Origin of the sequence: Pseudomonas sp. HS6-2 (genome assembly GCF_049325675.2) — a bacterium.
GTDB classification, from domain to species: domain Bacteria; phylum Pseudomonadota; class Gammaproteobacteria; order Pseudomonadales; family Pseudomonadaceae; genus Aquipseudomonas; species Aquipseudomonas putida_N.
Genome location: NZ_CM143906.1, coordinates 2,051,938 through 2,070,740, shown reverse-complemented (window position 1 = coordinate 2,070,740; position 18,803 = coordinate 2,051,938). Strand labels below are relative to the sequence as shown.

General features: G+C 63.6%; 18 protein-coding genes. 13 read left to right on the top strand and 5 right to left on the bottom strand.

The window, feature by feature from the left end:
• From nuoE to nuoN, 10 genes are all read left to right on the top strand, one after another.
• On the top strand, window positions 1–498 hold the full coding sequence (gene nuoE / locus ACOKS3_RS09630) for an NADH-quinone oxidoreductase subunit NuoE (protein ID WP_003251433.1): 498 nt from the start codon (window positions 1–3) through the stop codon (window positions 496–498).
• Window positions 495–1,859: an NADH-quinone oxidoreductase subunit NuoF gene (gene nuoF, locus ACOKS3_RS09625; RefSeq protein ID WP_422764619.1), complete on the top strand. Its 1,365-nt coding sequence runs from the start codon at window positions 495–497 to the stop codon at window positions 1,857–1,859. Before nuoE ends, nuoF begins: the two co-directional genes overlap by 4 nt.
• A gap of 133 nt (window positions 1,860–1,992) precedes the next feature.
• Complete coding sequence (gene nuoG / locus ACOKS3_RS09620; protein WP_103446707.1) at window positions 1,993–4,707, top strand: NADH-quinone oxidoreductase subunit NuoG; 2,715 nt, start codon at window positions 1,993–1,995, stop codon at window positions 4,705–4,707.
• Window positions 4,704–5,711, top strand: a complete 1,008-nt coding sequence (gene nuoH, locus ACOKS3_RS09615; protein ID WP_422764618.1) for an NADH-quinone oxidoreductase subunit NuoH — start codon at window positions 4,704–4,706, stop codon at window positions 5,709–5,711. The genes nuoG and nuoH overlap by 4 nt, the downstream gene beginning before the upstream one ends.
• A gap of 11 nt (window positions 5,712–5,722) precedes the next feature.
• The gene (gene nuoI / locus ACOKS3_RS09610) at window positions 5,723–6,271 is read left to right on the top strand and encodes an NADH-quinone oxidoreductase subunit NuoI (protein WP_003251442.1); all 549 of its coding nucleotides are present in this window, start codon (window positions 5,723–5,725) and stop codon (window positions 6,269–6,271) included.
• A 10-nt stretch (window positions 6,272–6,281) separates the two neighbouring features.
• Complete coding sequence (gene nuoJ / locus ACOKS3_RS09605) at window positions 6,282–6,782, top strand: NADH-quinone oxidoreductase subunit J (RefSeq protein WP_027920603.1); 501 nt, start codon at window positions 6,282–6,284, stop codon at window positions 6,780–6,782.
• Between the two features lie 3 nt (window positions 6,783–6,785).
• Window positions 6,786–7,094, top strand: coding sequence for an NADH-quinone oxidoreductase subunit NuoK (nuoK, locus tag ACOKS3_RS09600; RefSeq protein ID WP_008096201.1), 309 nt, complete (start codon window positions 6,786–6,788; stop codon window positions 7,092–7,094).
• The gene (gene nuoL / locus ACOKS3_RS09595; protein WP_103446706.1) at window positions 7,091–8,944 is read left to right on the top strand and encodes an NADH-quinone oxidoreductase subunit L; all 1,854 of its coding nucleotides are present in this window, start codon (window positions 7,091–7,093) and stop codon (window positions 8,942–8,944) included. The genes nuoK and nuoL overlap by 4 nt, the downstream gene beginning before the upstream one ends.
• A 49-nt stretch (window positions 8,945–8,993) precedes the next feature.
• Window positions 8,994–10,526 carry an NADH-quinone oxidoreductase subunit M gene (gene nuoM / locus ACOKS3_RS09590; protein ID WP_103446705.1) on the top strand — a complete coding sequence of 511 codons (1,533 nt, stop codon included), beginning with the start codon at window positions 8,994–8,996 and terminating at the stop codon, window positions 10,524–10,526.
• 7 nt (window positions 10,527–10,533) lie between these two features.
• Window positions 10,534–12,003, top strand: a complete 1,470-nt coding sequence (gene nuoN, locus ACOKS3_RS09585; protein WP_103446704.1) for an NADH-quinone oxidoreductase subunit NuoN — start codon at window positions 10,534–10,536, stop codon at window positions 12,001–12,003.
• A gap of 43 nt (window positions 12,004–12,046) precedes the next feature.
• On the opposite strand, the gene ACOKS3_RS09580 is transcribed toward nuoN, so the two are convergent.
• The gene (locus tag ACOKS3_RS09580; RefSeq protein WP_103446703.1) at window positions 12,047–12,352 is read right to left on the bottom strand and encodes an Ogr/Delta-like zinc finger protein; all 306 of its coding nucleotides are present in this window, start codon (window positions 12,350–12,352) and stop codon (window positions 12,047–12,049) included.
• Window positions 12,353–12,553: 201 nt separating this feature from the next.
• On the opposite strand from ACOKS3_RS09580, the gene ACOKS3_RS09575 reads away from it, so the two are divergent.
• Window positions 12,554–12,940 carry a helix-turn-helix domain-containing protein gene (locus tag ACOKS3_RS09575; protein ID WP_422764617.1) on the top strand — a complete coding sequence of 129 codons (387 nt, stop codon included), beginning with the start codon at window positions 12,554–12,556 and terminating at the stop codon, window positions 12,938–12,940.
• 2 nt (window positions 12,941–12,942) lie between these two features.
• Here the strand turns inward: ACOKS3_RS09575 and ACOKS3_RS09570 are convergent, their stop codons facing one another.
• Genes ACOKS3_RS09570 through ACOKS3_RS09560 form a run of 3 tightly spaced genes read right to left on the bottom strand, consistent with a single transcriptional unit; the run spans window position 12,943 to window position 13,929 of the window.
• Complete coding sequence (locus ACOKS3_RS09570) at window positions 12,943–13,308, bottom strand: hypothetical protein (RefSeq protein ID WP_103448227.1); 366 nt, start codon at window positions 13,306–13,308, stop codon at window positions 12,943–12,945.
• Complete coding sequence (locus ACOKS3_RS09565) at window positions 13,301–13,672, bottom strand: head completion/stabilization protein (protein WP_103446701.1); 372 nt, start codon at window positions 13,670–13,672, stop codon at window positions 13,301–13,303. Before ACOKS3_RS09565 ends, ACOKS3_RS09570 begins: the two co-directional genes overlap by 8 nt.
• 11 nt (window positions 13,673–13,683) lie before the next feature.
• Window positions 13,684–13,929, bottom strand: a complete 246-nt coding sequence (locus tag ACOKS3_RS09560; RefSeq protein WP_103446700.1) for a helix-turn-helix domain-containing protein — start codon at window positions 13,927–13,929, stop codon at window positions 13,684–13,686.
• Window positions 13,930–14,159: 230 nt separating this feature from the next.
• On the opposite strand from ACOKS3_RS09560, the gene ACOKS3_RS09555 reads away from it, so the two are divergent.
• Window positions 14,160–16,238: a TonB-dependent receptor family protein gene (locus tag ACOKS3_RS09555; protein ID WP_422764616.1), complete on the top strand. Its 2,079-nt coding sequence runs from the start codon at window positions 14,160–14,162 to the stop codon at window positions 16,236–16,238.
• 9 nt (window positions 16,239–16,247) lie between these two features.
• On the opposite strand, the gene ACOKS3_RS09550 is transcribed toward ACOKS3_RS09555, so the two are convergent.
• Window positions 16,248–17,312: an AI-2E family transporter gene (locus ACOKS3_RS09550; protein ID WP_103446698.1), complete on the bottom strand. Its 1,065-nt coding sequence runs from the start codon at window positions 17,310–17,312 to the stop codon at window positions 16,248–16,250.
• A 129-nt stretch (window positions 17,313–17,441) separates the two neighbouring features.
• Between ACOKS3_RS09550 and trhP the strand changes: the two genes are divergently transcribed.
• Entirely contained in the window at window positions 17,442–18,776 is a 1,335-nt protein-coding gene (gene trhP / locus ACOKS3_RS09545) for a prephenate-dependent tRNA uridine(34) hydroxylase TrhP (protein WP_422764615.1), read from the top strand.
• The last annotated feature ends 27 nt before the right edge of the window (window positions 18,777–18,803 follow it).

Genomic DNA, 18,803 nt, shown 5'->3' with positions numbered 1-18,803 from the left:
ATGAACAGCACGCTTATCCAGACAGACCGTTTCGCCCTGAGCGAAACCGAGCGCTCGGCCATCGAGCACGAAATGCATCACTACGAGGACCCGCGCGCGGCGTCCATCGAAGCCCTGAAGATCGTCCAGAAGGAACGTGGCTGGGTGCCGGACGGCGCCATCCACGCCATCGGCGAAGTGCTGGGCATCCCGGCCAGCGACGTCGAGGGTGTCGCCACCTTCTACAGCCAGATCTTCCGCCAGCCTGTTGGCCGCCACATCATCCGCGTGTGCGACAGCATGGTCTGCTACATCGGCGGCCACGAATCGGTGGTCAGCCAGATCCAGAGCGAGCTGGGCATCGGCCTCGGTCAAACCACTGCCGACGGCCGCTTCACTCTGCTGCCGGTGTGCTGCCTGGGCAACTGCGACAAGGCCCCGGCGCTGATGATCGACGACGACACCTTCGGTGACGTGCAGCCGGCTGGCGTTTCCAAACTGCTGGAGGGTTACGTATGACCATTACTTCCTTCGGCCCGGCCAACCGCATCGCGCGCACGGCCGAAACCCACCCGCTGACCTGGCGCCTGCGTGATGACGGCGAGCCGGTCTGGCTGGCCGAGTACGAGTCGAAGAACGGCTACGCCGCTGCCCGCAAGGCACTGGCGCAGATGTCCGCCGACGACATCGTGCAGAGCGTCAAGGACTCCGGCCTCAAGGGCCGTGGCGGCGCGGGCTTCCCCACTGGCGTGAAGTGGGGCCTGATGCCCAAAGACGAATCCATGAACATCCGCTACCTGCTGTGCAACGCGGACGAAATGGAGCCGAACACCTGGAAGGACCGCATGCTGATGGAGCAACAGCCCCATCTGCTGGTCGAGGGCATGCTGATCAGCGCCCGCGCCCTGAAGGCCTACCGTGGCTACATCTTCCTGCGTGGCGAATACACCACCGCGGCGAAGAACCTCAACCGCGCCATCGACGAAGCCAAGGCCGCCGGCCTGCTGGGCAAGAACATCCTCGGCAGCGGTTTTGATTTCGAGCTGTTCGTGCACACCGGTGCCGGCCGCTACATCTGCGGTGAAGAAACCGCACTGATCAACTCGCTGGAAGGCCGCCGCGCCAACCCGCGCTCCAAGCCGCCCTTCCCTGCCGCCGTTGGCGTCTGGGGCAAGCCGACTTGCGTGAACAACGTCGAAACCCTGTGCAACGTCCCGGCCATCGTCGCCAACGGCAACGACTGGTACAAGTCGCTGGCCCGTGAAGGCAGCGAAGACCACGGCACCAAGCTGATGGGCTTCTCCGGCAAGGTGAAGAACCCGGGCCTGTGGGAACTGCCGTTTGGCGTCACCGCTCGCGAGCTGTTCGAAGACTACGCCGGTGGCATGCGCGACGGCTTCAAGCTCAAGTGCTGGCAGCCAGGCGGCGCCGGTACCGGCTTCCTGCTGCCCGAGCACCTCGACGCACAGATGTACGCCGGTGGCATCGCCAAGGTCGGCACACGTATGGGTACCGGCTTGGCCATGGCGGTCGACGACAGCGTCAACATGGTCTCGCTGCTGCGCAACATGGAAGAGTTCTTTGCCCGCGAGTCGTGCGGCTGGTGCACCCCATGCCGTGACGGCCTGCCGTGGAGCGTGAAGATGCTGCGCGCGCTGGAGAACGGCCAGGGCCGCGCCGAAGACATCGAGACGCTGCTGGGCTTGGTCAACTTCCTCGGCCCAGGCCGTACCTTCTGTGCTCACGCACCGGGTGCCGTCGAGCCATTGGGCAGTGCCATCAAGTACTTCCGGTCCGAGTTCGAGGCCGGTGTCGCGCAAGCGTCTGCTGGAGACACCCTGCGCCCCAATTTGGCCAAGCCGATCGTGGTCGGCGCATAACAAGACGATTAGGCGGGTGGTCCGTGCCACTCGCCAGCTTGCCGGCAGGCCCGAGTCGATCGTGGCGTGTCGCAAGCTCACCGATTTCCATTAGCCACGCCCGCTCACGCGGGCCAACGAAGAACTTTGAACAATGGCCACTATCCACGTAGACGGCAAAGCGCTCGAAGTCAACGGTGCGGACAACCTGTTACAGGCGTGTCTGTCACTCGGCCTCGACATCCCTTATTTCTGCTGGCACCCGGCGCTCGGTAGCGTCGGCGCCTGCCGGCAGTGTGCGGTCAAGCAGTACACCGACGAGAACGACACCCGTGGTCGTATCGTCATGTCCTGCATGACCCCTGCCTCCGACGGCACCTGGATTTCCATCGACGATGACGAGTCCAAGGCGTTCCGCGCCAGCGTCGTCGAATGGCTGATGACCAACCACCCGCACGACTGCCCTGTGTGCGAGGAAGGCGGTCACTGCCACCTGCAGGACATGACGGTAATGACCGGCCACAACGAGCGCCGCTACCGTTTCACCAAGCGTACCCACCAGAACCAGGACCTCGGCCCGTTCATCGCCCATGAGATGAACCGCTGCATCGCCTGCTACCGCTGCGTGCGCTACTACAAGGACTATGCCGGTGGTACCGACCTGGGCGTGTACGGCGCCCACGACAACGTGTACTTCGGCCGCGTCGAAGACGGCGTGCTGGAGAGCGAGTTTTCCGGCAACCTGACCGAGGTCTGCCCGACCGGCGTGTTCACCGACAAGACCCACTCCGAGCGCTACAACCGCAAGTGGGACATGCAGTTCGCCCCGAGCATCTGCCACGGTTGCTCCAGCGGCTGCAACATCAGCCCGGGCGAGCGCTACGGCGAGCTGCGTCGCATCGAGAACCGCTTCAACGGTTCGGTCAACCAGTACTTCCTGTGCGACCGCGGCCGCTTCGGCTACGGCTACGTCAACCGCAAGGACCGCCCACGCCAGCCACACCTGGCCGACGGTACCAAGCTGGGCCTGGACGCTGCCCTGGACAAGGCCGCCGACCTGCTGCGCGGCCGCACCATCGTCGGTATCGGCTCGCCACGCGCCAGCCTCGAAAGCAACTACGGCCTGCGTGAGCTGGTCGGCGCCGACTACTTCTACTCCGGTATGGAAGCTGGCGAACTGGCCCGCGTGCGCCTGGCCCTGGACGTGCTGAACAACAGCCCGCTGCCAGTGCCGACCCTACGCGACATCGAAGACCACGACGCCGTGTTCGTGCTCGGTGAAGACCTGACCCAGACCGCTGCCCGCGTTGCCCTGGCCGTGCGCCAGTCCACCAAGGGCAAGGCCGAGGCCATGGCCGAAGCCATGAAGGTTCAGCCGTGGCTCGACGCCGCCGTGAAGAACATCGGCCAGCACGCGCTGTACCCGCTGTTCATCGCCTCGCTGGCTGAAACCAAGCTGGACGACGTTGCCGAGGAATGCGTGCACGCCGCCCCGGCGGACCTCGCCCGCATCGGTTTCGCCGTGGCCCACGCCATCGACCCGAGCGCACCGGCAGTCGCCGGCCTGGACGACGAAGCCAAGGCCCTGGCCCAGCGCATCGCCGATGCTCTGGTCGCTGCCAAGCGCCCACTGGTGATTGCCGGTACCTCGCTGGCTGACCCGGCGCTGATCGAAGCCGCCGCCAACATCGCCAAGGCCCTGAAGCTGCGCGAGAAGAACGGTTCGCTGAGCCTGGTGGTGCCTGAGGCCAACAGCCTCGGCATGGCCATGATGGGTGGCGAGTCGGTGGATGCCGCACTGGACGCCGTCATCAGCGGCAAGGCCGACGCCATCGTCGTGCTGGAGAACGACCTGTACGCCCGCGTACCGGCCGCCAAGGTCGATGCTGCCTTGGCCGCGGCCAAGGTGGTGATCGTCGCCGACCACTCCAAGACCGCCACTGTCGACCGCGCCCACCTGGTGCTGCCGGCCGCCTCCTTCGCCGAAGGCGACGGCACCCTGGTCAGCCAGGAAGGCCGCGCCCAGCGCTTCTTCCAGGTGTTCGACCCGCAGTACCTGGACAGCAGCATCCTGGTTCACGAAGGCTGGCGCTGGATGCACGCCCTGCGTGCCACCCTGCTCAACAAGCCGGTCGACTGGACCCAGCTGGACCACGTCACCAGCGCCTGCGCCGAAGCCGCTCCGCAACTGGCCGGCATCGTCAATGCCGCACCAAGCGCCGCGTTCCGCATCAAGGGCATGAAACTGGCCCGTGAGCCGCTGCGCTACTCCGGCCGTACCGCCATGCGCGCCAACATCAGCGTGCACGAGCCGCGTACCCCGCAGGACAAGGACACCGCGTTCGCCTTCTCCATGGAAGGCTACTCGGGGTCGGCCGAACCGCGCCAGCAGGTGCCGTTCGCCTGGTCGCCGGGCTGGAACTCGCCGCAGGCCTGGAACAAGTTCCAAGACGAGGTCGGTGGCCACCTGCGTGCCGGTGACCCGGGCGTGCGCCTGATCGAACCGCAAGGCGATCGCCTGAACTGGTTCAACGCCATCCCGGGCGCATTCAACCCGGCCCGTGGCACCTGGACTGCAGTACCGTTCTTCCACCTGTTCGGCAGCGAAGAGAGCTCCTCGCGCGCCGCCCCGGTGCAGGAGCGCATCCCGGCCGCCTACGTGGCCCTGGCCAAGTCCGAAGCCGACCGCCTGGGTGTCAACGACGGCGCCCTGCTGAGCCTGAACGTTGCCGGTGTGGCCCTGCGCCTGCCGCTGCGCATCAATGAAGAACTGGGCGCTGGCCTGGTTGCCCTGCCCAAAGGCCTGGCCGGCATCCCGCCGGCCATCTTCGGTGCATCCGTCGAAGGTCTGCAGGAGGCAGCACAATGAGCTGGTTCACCCCCGAAGTGATCGATGTGATCCTCACCGTGGTCCGGGCCGTCGTGGTCCTGCTCGCGGTGGTGGTCTGCGGCGCGCTGCTCAGCTTCGTCGAGCGGCGCCTGCTGGGCTGGTGGCAGGACCGTTACGGTCCTAACCGCGTCGGCCCGTTCGGCATGTTCCAGATCGCTGCCGACATGCTGAAGATGTTCTTCAAGGAAGACTGGAACCCGCCCTTCGTCGATCGCATGATCTTCACCTTGGCACCAGTCGTGGCCATGAGTGCCCTGCTGATCGCCTTCTGCGTGATCCCGATCACCCCGCTGTGGGGCGTCGCCGACCTGAACATCGGCCTGCTGTTCTTCTTCGCCATGGCCGGCCTGTCGGTCTACGCGGTGCTGTTCGCCGGCTGGTCGTCGAACAACAAGTACGCCCTGCTGGGCAGCTTGCGTGCCTCGGCACAGACCGTGTCGTACGAAGTGTTCCTGGGCCTGGCGCTGATGGGCGTGGTGGTGCAGGTGGGTTCGTTCAACATGCGCGACATCGTTGAATACCAGGCACAGAACCTGTGGTTCATCATTCCGCAGTTCTTCGGCTTCTGCACCTTCTTCATCGCTGGCGTCGCCGTGACTCACCGTCACCCGTTCGACCAGCCGGAAGCGGAACAGGAACTGGCCGACGGCTACCACATCGAGTATGCCGGCATGAAATGGGGCATGTTCTTCGTCGGTGAGTACATCGGCATCATCCTCATCTCGGCGCTGCTGGTGACCCTGTTCTTCGGCGGCTGGCACGGCCCGTTCGGCATCCTGCCGCAACTGTCGTTCCCGTGGTTCGCCCTGAAGACCGCGTTCTTCATCATGCTGTTCATCCTGCTGCGCGCCTCGATCCCGCGCCCACGCTATGACCAGGTGATGGACTTCAGCTGGAAGTTCTGCCTGCCGCTGACCCTGATCAATTTGCTGGTGACCGCTGCGATCGTGCTCTACAACACGCCAGCCGTCGCGGCCCAGTGAGGATTTGACCCATGTTCAAGTATATCGGCGACATCGTTAAGGGCACCGGCACCCAGCTGCGCAGCCTGGCAATGGTGTTCTCCCACGGGTTCCGCAAGCGCGACACCCTGCAGTACCCCGAAGAACCCGTGTACCTGCCGCCGCGCTACCGCGGCCGCATCGTCCTCACCCGCGACCCCGATGGCGAGGAGCGCTGCGTAGCGTGCAACCTCTGCGCGGTGGCCTGCCCGGTCGGCTGCATCTCGCTGCAGAAGGCCGAGACCGAGGACGGCCGCTGGTACCCGGAGTTCTTCCGCATCAACTTCTCGCGCTGCATCTTCTGTGGCCTGTGTGAAGAAGCGTGCCCGACCACCGCGATCCAGCTGACTCCGGATTTCGAAATGGCCGAGTTCAAGCGTCAGGACCTGGTGTACGAGAAAGAAGATCTGCTGATCTCCGGCCCCGGCAAGAACCCTGACTACAACTTCTACCGTGTTGCGGGTATGGCGATCGCTGGCAAGCCGAAGGGCTCTGCACAGAACGAAGCCGAGCCGATCAACGTGAAGAGCTTGCTCCCATAAGGACAGAAAGATGGAATTCGCTTTCTACTTCGCATCCGGGATCGCCGTGGTCTCCACCCTTCGGGTGGTGACCGGCACCAACCCCGTGCACGCCTTGCTGTACTTGATCATCTCGCTGATTTCCGTCGCGATGATCTTCTTCGCCCTGGGTGCGCCGTTCGCCGGCGCCCTGGAAGTGATCGCCTACGCCGGCGCCATCATGGTGCTGTTCGTGTTCGTGGTGATGATGCTCAACCTCGGGCCGGCCTCGGTCGCCCAGGAGCGGGGCTGGCTCAAGCCCGGCATCTGGGCGGGGCCGGTGATCCTGGCCGCCCTGCTGCTGCTGGAGCTGCTGTACGTGCTGTTCGTCTCGCCGAGCGGCGCGGCCATCAGCGGTACCACTGTCAGCCCTAAGGAAGTGGGTATCAGCCTGTTCGGCCCGTACCTGCTGGTGGTCGAACTGGCGTCGATGCTGCTGCTGGCTGCAGCCGTCACCGCCTTCCACCTGGGCCGCAACGAGGCGAAGGAGTAAATCATGGGTGCTATCCCTCTCGAGCATGGTCTGGCAGTCGCCGGCATCCTGTTCTGCTTAGGTCTGGTTGGCCTGATGGTCCGCCGCAACATCCTCTTCGTGCTCATGAGCCTGGAAGTCATGATGAACGCCTCTGCCCTGGCGTTTATCGTCGCCGGTGCCCGTTGGGTCCAGCCCGACGGCCAGGTGATGTTCATTCTGGTGATCAGCCTGGCAGCCGCCGAGGCCAGCATTGGCCTGGCGATCCTGCTGCAGCTGTATCGCCGCTTCCACACTCTCGACATCGATGCTGCCAGTGAGATGCGCGGATGAACCTTCTCTTCCTGACTTTCGTCTTCCCCCTCGTCGGCTTCCTGCTGCTGTCGTTCTCGCGCGGGCGGTTCTCGGAGAACCTGTCCGCCCTGATCGGCGTCGGCTCGGTGGGCCTGTCGGCCGCCACCGCCGCGTACGTCATCTGGCAGTTCAACGTCGCCCCGCCTGAGGGCGGTGCGTACAGCCAGCTGCTGTGGCAGTGGATGTCGGTGGACGGCTTCGCGCCGAACTTCACTCTGTACCTGGACGGCCTGTCGGTCACCATGCTCGGCGTGGTCACCGGTGTCGGCTTCCTGATCCACCTGTTCGCCTCCTGGTACATGCGTGGCGAAGCCGGTTACTCGCGTTTCTTCTCGTACACCAACCTGTTCATCGCCAGCATGCTGTTCCTGATCCTCGGCGATAACCTGCTGTTCATCTACTTCGGCTGGGAAGGTGTGGGCCTGTGCTCGTACCTGTTGATCGGTTTCTACTACAGCAACCGCAACAACGGTAACGCGGCACTCAAGGCATTCATCGTCACCCGCATCGGCGACGTGTTCATGGCCATCGGCCTGTTCATCCTGTTCGCTCAGCTGGGTACCCTGAACGTGCAGGAACTGCTGGTGCTGGCACCGCAGAAGTTCCAGGCTGGCGACACCTGGATGGTACTGGCAACCCTGATGCTGCTCGGTGGCGCGGTCGGCAAGTCGGCTCAGCTGCCGCTGCAGACCTGGCTGGCCGATGCGATGGCAGGCCCGACCCCGGTTTCGGCACTGATCCACGCGGCAACCATGGTGACCGCGGGCGTGTACCTGATCGCCCGTACCAACGGCCTGTTCCTGCTGGCGCCGGACATCCTGCACCTGGTGGGTGTGGTGGGTGGCGTGACCCTGGTACTGGCCGGCTTCGCCGCGCTGGTACAGACCGACATCAAGCGTATCCTCGCCTACTCGACCATGAGCCAGATCGGCTACATGTTCCTGGCCCTGGGCGTTGGCGCCTGGGACGCGGCGATCTTCCACCTGATGACCCACGCCTTCTTCAAGGCCCTGCTGTTCCTTGCCTCCGGTGCGGTGATCGTTGCCTGCCACCACGAGCAGAACATCTTCAAGATGGGCGGCCTGTGGAAGAAACTGCCACTGGCCTACGCCAGCTTCGTGGTCGGTGGCGCTGCCTTGGCAGCCCTGCCGATCGTGACCGTGGGCTTCTACTCCAAGGACGAGATCCTCTGGGAAGCCTTCGCCAGCGGCAACACCGGCCTGCTGTACGCCGGCCTGGTCGGCGCGTTCATGACCTCGCTGTACACCTTCCGCCTGATCTTCATCGCCTTCCATGGCGAAGCCAAGACCGAAGCCCACGCTGGCCACGGCATCAGCCACTGGCTGCCGCTGGGCGTGCTGATCGTGCTGTCGACCTTCGTCGGCGCCTGGATCACCCCGCCACTGGCCGGTGTGCTGCCGGAAAGCGCCGGCCATGCCGGTGGTGAAGCCAAGCACGCGTTGGAGATCACCTCCGGTGCCATCGCCATCGCTGGCATCCTGCTGTCGGCCCTGCTGTTCCTCGGCAAGCGCCGCTTCGTCAGCGCCGTGGCCAACAGCGGCATCGGTCGCGTGCTGTCGGCCTGGTGGTTCGCCGCCTGGGGCTTCGACTGGATCTACGACAAGCTGTTCGTCAAACCTTACCTGCTGATCAGCCACGTCCTGCGCAAGGATCCGGTTGACCGCAGCATTGGCCTGATTCCTCGCCTGGCTCGCGGCGGCAACGTCGCCATGAGCAAGACCGAGACCGGCCAGCTGCGCTGGTACACCGCTTCGATTGCCGTTGGCGCAGTGCTGGTACTCGGCGCTGTGGTAGTGGCAGCGGTATGACCATGAACTTTGCGAACCTTGCGACTCTGCGAAAGGAAACCAACCCGTCATGATTTTGCCTTGGCTGATCCTGATCCCCTTCATCGGCGGCCTGCTGTGCTGGCTGGGTGAGCGCTTCGGCGCCACCCTGCCGCGCTGGATCGCGCTGCTGACCATGTCCCTGCTGCTCGGCATCGGCCTCTGGCTGTGGGCCCACGGCGACTACACCCTGGCCCCTGCCCCGGGCGCCGAACCCCACTGGGCGGTGGAATACAAAGTCCAGTGGATCCAGCGCTTCGGCATCAGCATCCACCTGGCCCTCGACGGCCTGTCGCTGCTGATGATCCTGCTCACCGGCCTGCTCGGCGTGCTGTCGGTCCTGTGCTCCTGGAAAGAGATCCAGCGCCACGTCGGCTTCTTCCACCTCAACCTGATGTGGATCCTCGGCGGCGTGGTCGGTGTGTTCCTGGCCCTGGACCTGTTCCTGTTCTTCTTCTTCTGGGAAATGATGCTGGTGCCGATGTACTTCCTCATCGCGCTCTGGGGTCACAGCTCGGCAGACGGCAAGAAGACCCGGATCTACGCGGCGACCAAGTTCTTCATCTTCACCCAGGCCAGCGGCCTGATCATGCTGGTGGCGATCCTAGGCCTGGTGCTGGTCAACTACAGCAACACTGGCGTGATCACCTTCAACTACAGCGACCTGCTCAAGGCACAGCTGCCAGCCGGTACCGAGTACCTGCTGATGCTGGGCTTCTTCATCGCCTTCGCGGTGAAGTTGCCGGTGGTACCGTTCCACTCCTGGCTGCCTGACGCTCACGCCCAGGCACCGACCGCAGGCTCCGTGGACCTGGCCGGTATCTTGCTGAAGACCGCGGCCTACGGCCTGCTGCGCTTCGCCCTGCCGCTGTTCCCGAACGCCTCGGCCGAGTTTGCGCCGATCGCCATGACCCTGGGCCTGATCGGCATCTTCTACGGTGCCTTCCTGGCCTTCGCGCAGACCGACATCAAGCGCCTGATCGCCTTCTCCAGCGTCTCGCACATGGGCTTCGTGCTGATCGGTATCTACTCCGGCAGCCAGCAAGCCCTGCAAGGCGCGGTGATCCAGATGCTGGCCCACGGCCTGTCGGCTGCCGCGCTGTTCATCCTGTCCGGCCAGCTGTACGAGCGCCTGCACACCCGTGACATGCGCCAGATGGGCGGCCTGTGGCACCGCATCGCCTACCTGCCGGCCATCAGCCTGTTCTTCGCCGCGGCGTCGCTGGGCCTGCCAGGCACCGGCAACTTCGTCGGCGAGTTCCTGATCCTGATCGGCAGCTTCGTGCATGTACCGTGGATCACCGTGATCGCCACCACCGGCCTGGTGTTCGGCTCGGTGTACTCGCTGATCATGATCCACCGCGCCTACTTCGGCCCGGCCAAGGCCGACACCGTGCTGGCCGGCATGGACGGTCGCGAGCTGATCATGGTCCTCGGCCTTGCCGGGCTGCTGATCCTGCTGGGCGTGTATCCACAGCCGTTCCTCGACACCTCTGCCGCCACCATGAGTGGTGTGCAGCAGTGGCTCGGTTCCGCTTTCACTCAACTCGCTTCGGCCCGGTAAGAGCGCTATGGAATTCACCACTCAACACTTCATCGCATTGGCGCCGATGCTGATCACTACCATCACCACGGTGGTGGTGATGCTGGCGATCGCCTGGAAGCGCAACCACTCGCAGACCTTCCTGCTGTCCACCGTGGGCCTGAACCTGGCCCTGCTGTCGATCCTGCCGGCGCTGAAGGTTGCGCCATTGGCGGTGACCTCGCTGGTCACCATCGACAAGTTCGCCTGCCTTTACATGGCGATCATCCTGGTCGCCACGCTGGCTTGCGTCACCCTCGCCCACGCCTACCTCGGCGAAGGCTCCAAGGGCTTCCCGGGCAACCGTGAAGAGCTGTACCTGCTGCTGCTGATGTCCGCCCTTGGTGGCCTGGTGCTGGTCAGCGCCAATCACCTGGCCGGCCTGTTCATCGGCCTGGAGCTGCTGTCGGTACCGGTCTATGGCCTGGTGGCATATGCCTTCTTCAACAAGCGTTCGCTGGAAGCCGGCATCAAGTACATGGTGCTGTCGGCCGCAGGTTCCGCCTTCCTGCTGTTCGGCATGGCCCTGCTCTACGCCGACGCTGGCAGCCTGACCTTCGACCAGTTGGGCAAGGCCTTGGCCGCCACCAGCATGCCAAGCCTGCTGGCCCAGCTGGGCCTGGGCATGATGCTGGTCGGCCTGGCCTTCAAGCTGTCGCTGGTACCGTTCCACCTGTGGACCCCGGACGTGTACGAAGGCGCCCCGGCGCCGGTCGCAGCGTTCCTGGCCACCGCCAGCAAGGTTGCCGTGTTCGCCGTGGTCGTGCGCCTGTTCATGCTCTCCCCTGCCGCCAGCAGCGGCGTGCTGAGCACTGTCCTGGCCGTGATCGCCGTGGCATCGATCCTGATCGGTAACCTGCTGGCGCTGACCCAGAGCAACCTCAAGCGCCTGCTCGGTTACTCGTCCATCGCCCACTTCGGCTATCTTGTCATCGCCCTGGTCGCCAGCAAGGGCCTGGCCCTGGAAGCCATGGGCGTGTACCTGGTCACCTACGTGATCACCAGCCTTGGCGCCTTCGGTGTCATCACCCTGATGTCCTCGCCTTACGGCGGCCGTGACGCCGACGCGCTGTACGAGTACCGCGGCCTGTTCTGGCGCCGCCCGTACCTGACCGCAGTACTGACCGTGATGATGCTGTCGTTGGCGGGCATCCCGCTGACCGCCGGCTTCATCGGCAAGTTCTACATCATCGCCACCGGCGTCGAGTCGCAGCTGTGGTGGTTGGTCGGTGCCCTGGTGATCGGTAGCGCCATCGGTGTCTACTACTACCTGCGCGTCATGGTCACCCTGTACCTGGTCGAGCCAAACCTGCGTCGCCACGACGCCCCGTTGAAGTGGGAACAGCGCACCGGCGGCGTGATGCTGCTGGCCATCGCCATTCTCGCCTTCGTCCTGGGCGTGTACCCGCAGCCACTGCTGGAAATGGTCCAGCACGCTGGCCTGCAACTGCTTGGCTGATCACAGCTGAAAAACAAACACCCCGCACATGCGGGGTGTTTTTTTATCTGCGTTTGGTGGCCGCTTCGATGGGTTTTCCCAGCCCTGGGCCATCCGGCGAGCCTTCATTGCGCGCCAGCACAGCAGATTTGCGCAGTTCCTTGCTAGCCGAAGGCAAATGCACTTCCGGGTTGGGCATGCCACTGGGCGAAAGTTCGTGGGTCATTTCAAATTCCGCCCTCACCGACCAGCCACAGGCCTCATTGATACATTGCAAGTAGGCAACGCGCAGGAATATATGCCGACCTTCACTGGTGCGAATGCGCATCCGGCTGTTGCAGTGGGGGCAGACAAGCTTGTAGGTACTCACGCAAGGCACCTGCGCGTGTTGCTTGACCCACCAAGCTGTAAGAAAAGCCCGCAACTGGCTTGAGCTTCGGCTACGGTGTTAGAAAGGTTTTTCATCATATTACTTCTCATGCCAAGATATCTCCTCAAATCAAATGGCAAATATTCATATAGAGTATTTTAAGCCCAGGGAATGTTGCTAAACCAGTCATGGATATTTGTTATGAGTAGCCACTTGTTCGCATCGGTGCTGGCACGCCTCAAGCTACTGACCGGCTCAGATACGGACGTTCAGCTGGCAAGGGCGCTGAAAGTCAGCCCGCAGACCTTGAGCAGCTGGAAGGTACGCGACAGCATTCCATACTCACTTTGCGTAGATCTCGCCCGACAGCACGGCTGTTCGCTGGATTGGTTGTTACTAGGTGAGCGCGATGACAGCCGTGCGGTGGGAAGCCAGGACAGCTGGCAGAACGACCTGCTCGGACGGTTGTGCGAGCTTTCCCATTCAGACCGCCAGTCGGTGCTGCTCTACATCGAAGACAAGCAACGTATCCGTCAGCTCGAGCGGCAATTGCAGGAGCTGACCAAACACGCCTCTGCGGCACACTAAAATCAGCCCCCCCGGCGGCGCCAGCGCTGGATGAGCTCGCGCAGGTCCACCGAGTCCAGCCAGACCAGTACCTTCAGGGTAATCGGGATAACCACTACCGCAGCTGCGAACGCGGCCATGCCGCGGGACAGCATTGGCGCCAACGCGTGCAGCAGCGGCTCGAACAGATAACCGACCCCCAGGGTCAGGAACACCAGCAGCACCTGCTTGCGGCCAGACAGGCGCCTGCGCGAAACGATGATGAAGCGGTCCCGGGCGGCGCTTACCAGCAACGCCCCCAATAGCGCACCGAACAACGCCCGGCCCTCGGTATCGAGCAATTCGTAGAAGGCGGCAATGGCTGCCTCCATCAGGTAGGGCTCATTCATGTGCAGTGCCTCCGCCAGCAGCCGGCCCGGCATGCAGGCCTCGCCTTACCGCAGCCGCGATGAAGTACCGATAACAGATTGACAGCGCCCTGCCGTTGGCATGCCCGGCCACCTCTTCAAGCCGCCGGTGACCACGGCGACGCAATGCGATACGCCAGCTTGCGAATTCCCTGGCGGCATCGATGGCGGCGCAGCGCACGGCCAATGCAAGGCGAGCCTCACTGACCTCTTCGCCAAGCTGCAGGCGTTCACGTAGCACGCTCAGTTCGATGCGCGGCCAGAAGGGGTCGTGACAATCAGGAAACCGTGAGGCATTGAACGAAGACTCGGTCCGTGATTGCGGGGTTATGATTTCTGCACGCATGTCGCTCCTCTTTACTCGGCCAGCATGCCGTAGCGGATGGCTTTGATGACGGCTGCGACGCGGGTGGGAACATCGAACTTGCGCAGCAGGTTGGAAATGTGAAAGTTCACCGTCGACTCTTTGCACTGCAGAATCTGACCAATTTCCCATGAGGTCTTGCCGTAGGCGCACCACAACAGCACTTGCTGTTCACGTGGTGTCAGGTGAATCGGCGCATCGGTATGGCTTTCAGGTGTCCGTCGCAGGTTGGTTTCCATCACTGAGTTCCCCAAGTAGTCGCCAGATTGGGCAGCGCGGAGTGCTGCCGCCTATGGAGCCACCTTACGGACGCCAGCCGTGCCTGCTCCAGCGATGCAACTTGTAAAGAACCGTCTTACACATCCGTCCAACACGAACTACACAGGAAAATTTCTTATCGCCGTGCTTCGATCGGCTTTTCGCGCGTCACAACGCCGTTGCCCGTCCGCCTATCGCCTGGAGTTGTACGATGCGTCCCGTTTTACCCCTCTCGTCTTACCTTGGTCTGCTGGCCCTCTTCACCGTCAGCCAGCAAGCCACGGCAGCGCCTGCCGTCGAACTGGGCCAGGTACTGATCAACGACGAGGAGCAAAGCGAACTGGACGACGCCCGCGAACGCCTGCGAGCAGTGCCGGGTGCCACCAACCTGGTGGACATGCAACGTGTCGGGCAAGGCCGGGTCGCCAGCAACCAGGATGTGCTGGCCTACCAGCCCGGCGTGTTCGCGCAGTCGGCGGGTAATGATGGCATCAAGCTGTCGATTCGCGGCTCGGGCATCAACCGTGCGCCGGGTGCCCATGGTTCCGGGGTCTACACGATGTTCGACGGCCTGCCTCTGACCGGCCCGGGTGGTACGCCTTACGAACTGTTCGAACCCCTGTGGCTGAGCCGTGCCGAAGTGCTGCGCGGGGCCAACGGTTTCGATCAGGGCTCGCTGGCCCTGGGCGGGGCCATCAACTACGTGACCCACACCGGCTACGATGCCGCGCCGCTGCAGGTGCGCTATGAGGCCGGCAGCCGCGGCTACCAGCACCGGCAGATCAGCTCCGGGCAGGTGCTGGGCAACCTCGACTACTACGTGGCCCTTACCGACTCGGAGTACGACGGCTATCAGGAACACAGCAGCGGCAGCTCGAAAGGCATTGCCGCCAATGTCGGCTACCGCTTCAACCCGAACCTGGAAACGCGCTTCTACCTGCGTTATCGGGAAACCGAAAACGAGCTGGCCGGGCGTTTGACCAAGGAGCAGATCAAGCACGATCCACGCGCCGCCAACCCAAGCTACCTGTCGCGCAACGACAGCCGCCCGCAACCCGGCAGCACCTGGGTGGGCAACAAGACCACCTTCTTCCTCGATGACGATTCGCGGCTGGAGGCCGGGCTGGTCTATCACGACTACCCGATGGACCTGCGCGAGGGCGCCACGAAAGAAGGACCAATGCGCCTGAAGGTAGCCTACACCGATGTCAGCGGCACGCTGAACTACTTCCGGCGTGACACCCTGTTCGGCCATGAGAGCAAGACCACCCTTGGCTGGCGAACCACCAAGCACTTGCCCAACAGTGGCGCCTCGCAGTTCTCGCGAGTCAACGATGTGGTCGGCGCACGCACACGCGACTTCAGCTACCAGGGTTCGGACACGGTATTGCATGCCGGTAATGACCTGGAACTGATCCCGAACTTGTGGCTGACCACGGGTCTGGCAATGATCTACACCCGTCGGGAAAGCGATGTCACTTACCCGGCCAGTGGTGGCAAGGTCAGCCAGCATGATTGGGACTATGCACCACGTCTGGGTCTGCGCTACGACATTCGCCCGGACCTTCAGGTCTACGGCAATCTCAGCCGCTCGGTGGAGCCACCGCACCCGTGGTCGTTGGTCTGGAGTGCGCCGGTAAACAACCAGCCCATGAAGATGCAGAATCAGACCGCCACCACGCTGGAACTGGGCGCCCGCGGCGACTCGGCGCTGGGGCACTGGGACTTGGCCTGGTACTACTCGCAGGTACGTCACGAACTGCTCAACGTGGAAGTCGTGCAAGGCTTGCCATTCAAGGAGTTCAATGCCAGCCCTACCGTGCACCAAGGCGTCGAGGCCGGGCTGGACAGCATCCTCTGGGCGCAACCCGGCACTGGCAAGCTGAGCCTGCGCCAGGCCTACACCTTCAGCGACTTCCACTACCGCGACGACGATAAATTCGGCGACAACCGCCTGCCCGGTATCCCCATGCACTACTACCAGGCGGAGTTGCGCTACGACTGGCCGAGCGGGTTCTACGCCGGGGTCAACACGCAGATGGCGTCGAAGGTGCAGGTCGACTACGCCAACAGCTACCACGCCGACGAATATGCCCTGCTTGGCGCGCGCCTGGGCTGGGATTCGCCGAAGCAGGACTGGCAGACCTGGCTGGACCTGCGCAACTTGACCAACAAGCGCTACGCGGCGACCGTGACCCCGGGGTACAACGATGCCGGGCAGGACGTTGCCCGCTCGACACCGGGCGAAGGCTTTGGCGTCTATGCCGGGGTTTCGTACAGCTTCCGTTGACCGAACGCCTCAGGACGGTAACTGCACCTGAGGTTTGGTCGCGGCGAAAATTGCCCAGCTGGAAACGAACAACGCCGCGATCAACGGCCCGATCACGAAGCCGTTGAGCCCGAATACCGCCAGCCCGCCCAGGGTGGACACCAGGATCAGGTAATCGGGCATCCGCGTGTCCTTGCCCACCAGGATCGGTCGCAACAGGTTGTCCACCAAGCCGATCACCAATATGCCGAACGCCGTCAGGATCACCCCCGGCAGAATCGCCCCAGTCAGCAGGAAATAAGCCGCCACCGGCGCCCAGACGATCCCCGCCCCCACCGCCGGCAGCAGCGACAGGAACGCCATCAGCACCGCCCAGACCAGCGCACTGGGGATATCCAGCACCCAGAAGATGAAACCACCCAGCGCACCCTGGGTGATGGCCACCAGCACATTGCCCTTGACCGTGGCCCGCACCACCCGGTTGAACTTCAATTGCAGGCGGCGCTTCTGGTGTTCCGGCAGCGGCACGGCAAGGCGTACCCGGCGCGCCACGTCGGCCCCCTCGCGCAGGAAGAAGAACAGCAGGTACATCATGATGCCGAAGCTCACCAGGAACTCGAAGGTGCCCTGGCCAAAGTTGAACGCCTGGCTGGCCAGCACCTGGCTGCCCTGGGTAGCCCACTTGGTGATCTTGTCGCGCAGCCCATCCAGGTTGCCCATGCCCATACGGTCCAGGCCGTGCTGGGCAAAGGCCGGGAGCATGTCCTTGCCGTGCTCGACGTAGCTGGCGATGTCCAGCTGCCCGCTCTCGATGCGCTGGTACAGCGCGGCGCCTTCCTGCACCAGCAAGGCACTGGTGATGATCACCGGCAGCACCGCCACCAGCAGGCATACCAGCACGGTGCAGAACGCCGCCAGGTTGCGGCGGCGGCCAAAGCGCATCAGCAAGTGACGCTGCAACGGCGCAAACAGGATGCCGAGGATTACCGCCCAGAAGATCGCGCCGTAATACGGCAGCAGGATCCACACGAAGGCAAGGGTGACCAGTGCCAAGAGTACTGCCAGGGCTTTGTTCTGCAGAGCATCGTGGTTCATGGCGACTCCTCGGGTGTCATGGTTATTAGTGCACACCACCTGCGCAAAAGTGCCACCCTGGTGTTGATTCAAATCAATACCTCGGCCTCGGTCAGCATTTAGCATCCGCGCCTTTGCCCCGGTGCGCCTATGACCCTACTTGCCAAGCCCGAACTGCTTGCCCCCGCCGGCAGTCTCAAGACCATGCGCTATGCCTTCGCCTACGGTGCCGACGCGGTCTATGCCGGCCAGCCGCGCTATAGCCTGCGGGTACGCAACAATGAGTTCGACCACGCCAACCTGGCGTTGGGCATCAGCGAGGCACATGCCCAGGGCAAGCGCTTCTATGTGGTGGTCAACATCGCGCCGCACAACGCCAAGCTGAAGACCTTCCTCAAGGACCTGGCACCGGTGATCGCGATGGCGCCCGATGCGCTGATCATGTCCGACCCTGGATTGATCATGCTGGTGCGCCAGCATTTTCCGCAGATGCCGGTACACTTGTCGGTGCAGGCCAATACGGTGAACTGGGCCAGCGTGCAGTTCTGGCAGCAACTGGGCCTGAGCCGGGTGATTCTGTCGCGCGAGCTGTCGCTGGAGGAGATCGAGGAAATCCGCCAGCACGTGCCGGACATGGAGCTGGAAGTGTTCGTCCACGGCGCACTGTGCATGGCCTACTCCGGGCGCTGCCTGCTGTCCGGCTACCTCAACAAACGCGATGCCAACCAGGGCACCTGTACCAATGCCTGCCGCTGGAAATACGAGGCCACGCCGGCCACGGAAGACGCCACCGGAGACATCGTTCGCGAGGTCGAGCCGACCCTGGGCCTTGGCGCCCCCACCGAGCAGGTGTTCCTGCTGCAGGAAAGCAATCGCCCAGGCAGCGAGATGCCGGCCTTCGAGGACGAGCATGGCACCTACATCATGAACGCCAAAGACCTGCGCGCCATCCAGCACGTCGAGCGCCTAGCCGCCATGGGCGTGCACTCGCTGAAGATCGAAGGCCGTACCAAGTCGCATTTCTACTGCGCCCGGGCGGTCCAGTCATACCGCAAGGCCATCGACGACGCTGCGGCCGGGAGGCCGTTCGACCTGGCCCTGATGGACAACCTCGAATCGCTGGCGCAACGGGGATACACCGAAGGCTTCCTGCGCCGCCATGTACACGACGAGTACCAGAACTACCTGCGCGGCAACTCGTTGTCCGAGCGCCAGCAGTTCGTCGGCGAACTGACAGGGGTGCGCGTCGACGGCCTGGCCGAGGTCAAGGTGAAAAACCGCTTCGCCCTGGGTGACCACCTGGAATTGATGACCCCGCGTGGCAACTACCACTTCGACCTGCACCGTCTGTTCGACCGCCAACAGCACGCCATCGAGGTGGCGCCCGGCGACGGCCACGTGGTGTACCTGCCGATTCCCGAGCAGGTTGCGCTGGAGTACGGCCTGCTGATGCGTGACCTGGGCAACGCTGAACAGGCTGCCTGACACCGCTGTAATCTGCGCCTCAGCCAG

What these genes read in the sequence shown, in the direction of transcription:
- nuoE (WP_003251433.1), top strand. Translation starts at nt 1, where the DNA reads ATGAACAGCACGCTTATCCAGACAGACCGTTTCGCCCTGAGCGAAACC.
- nuoF (WP_422764619.1), top strand. Translation starts at nt 495, where the DNA reads ATGACCATTACTTCCTTCGGCCCGGCCAACCGCATCGCGCGCACGGCC.
- nuoG (WP_103446707.1), top strand. Translation starts at nt 1,993, where the DNA reads ATGGCCACTATCCACGTAGACGGCAAAGCGCTCGAAGTCAACGGTGCG.
- nuoH (WP_422764618.1), top strand. Translation starts at nt 4,704, where the DNA reads ATGAGCTGGTTCACCCCCGAAGTGATCGATGTGATCCTCACCGTGGTC.
- nuoI (WP_003251442.1), top strand. Translation starts at nt 5,723, where the DNA reads ATGTTCAAGTATATCGGCGACATCGTTAAGGGCACCGGCACCCAGCTG.
- nuoJ (WP_027920603.1), top strand. Translation starts at nt 6,282, where the DNA reads ATGGAATTCGCTTTCTACTTCGCATCCGGGATCGCCGTGGTCTCCACC.
- nuoK (WP_008096201.1), top strand. Translation starts at nt 6,786, where the DNA reads ATGGGTGCTATCCCTCTCGAGCATGGTCTGGCAGTCGCCGGCATCCTG.
- nuoL (WP_103446706.1), top strand. Translation starts at nt 7,091, where the DNA reads ATGAACCTTCTCTTCCTGACTTTCGTCTTCCCCCTCGTCGGCTTCCTG.
- nuoM (WP_103446705.1), top strand. Translation starts at nt 8,994, where the DNA reads ATGATTTTGCCTTGGCTGATCCTGATCCCCTTCATCGGCGGCCTGCTG.
- nuoN (WP_103446704.1), top strand. Translation starts at nt 10,534, where the DNA reads ATGGAATTCACCACTCAACACTTCATCGCATTGGCGCCGATGCTGATC.
- ACOKS3_RS09575 (WP_422764617.1), top strand. Translation starts at nt 12,554, where the DNA reads ATGAGTAGCCACTTGTTCGCATCGGTGCTGGCACGCCTCAAGCTACTG.
- ACOKS3_RS09570 (WP_103448227.1), bottom strand. Translation starts at nt 13,308, where the DNA reads ATGAATGAGCCCTACCTGATGGAGGCAGCCATTGCCGCCTTCTACGAA.
- ACOKS3_RS09565 (WP_103446701.1), bottom strand. Translation starts at nt 13,672, where the DNA reads ATGCGTGCAGAAATCATAACCCCGCAATCACGGACCGAGTCTTCGTTC.
- ACOKS3_RS09560 (WP_103446700.1), bottom strand. Translation starts at nt 13,929, where the DNA reads ATGGAAACCAACCTGCGACGGACACCTGAAAGCCATACCGATGCGCCG.
- ACOKS3_RS09555 (WP_422764616.1), top strand. Translation starts at nt 14,160, where the DNA reads ATGCGTCCCGTTTTACCCCTCTCGTCTTACCTTGGTCTGCTGGCCCTC.
- ACOKS3_RS09550 (WP_103446698.1), bottom strand. Translation starts at nt 17,312, where the DNA reads ATGAACCACGATGCTCTGCAGAACAAAGCCCTGGCAGTACTCTTGGCA.
- trhP (WP_422764615.1), top strand. Translation starts at nt 17,442, where the DNA reads ATGACCCTACTTGCCAAGCCCGAACTGCTTGCCCCCGCCGGCAGTCTC.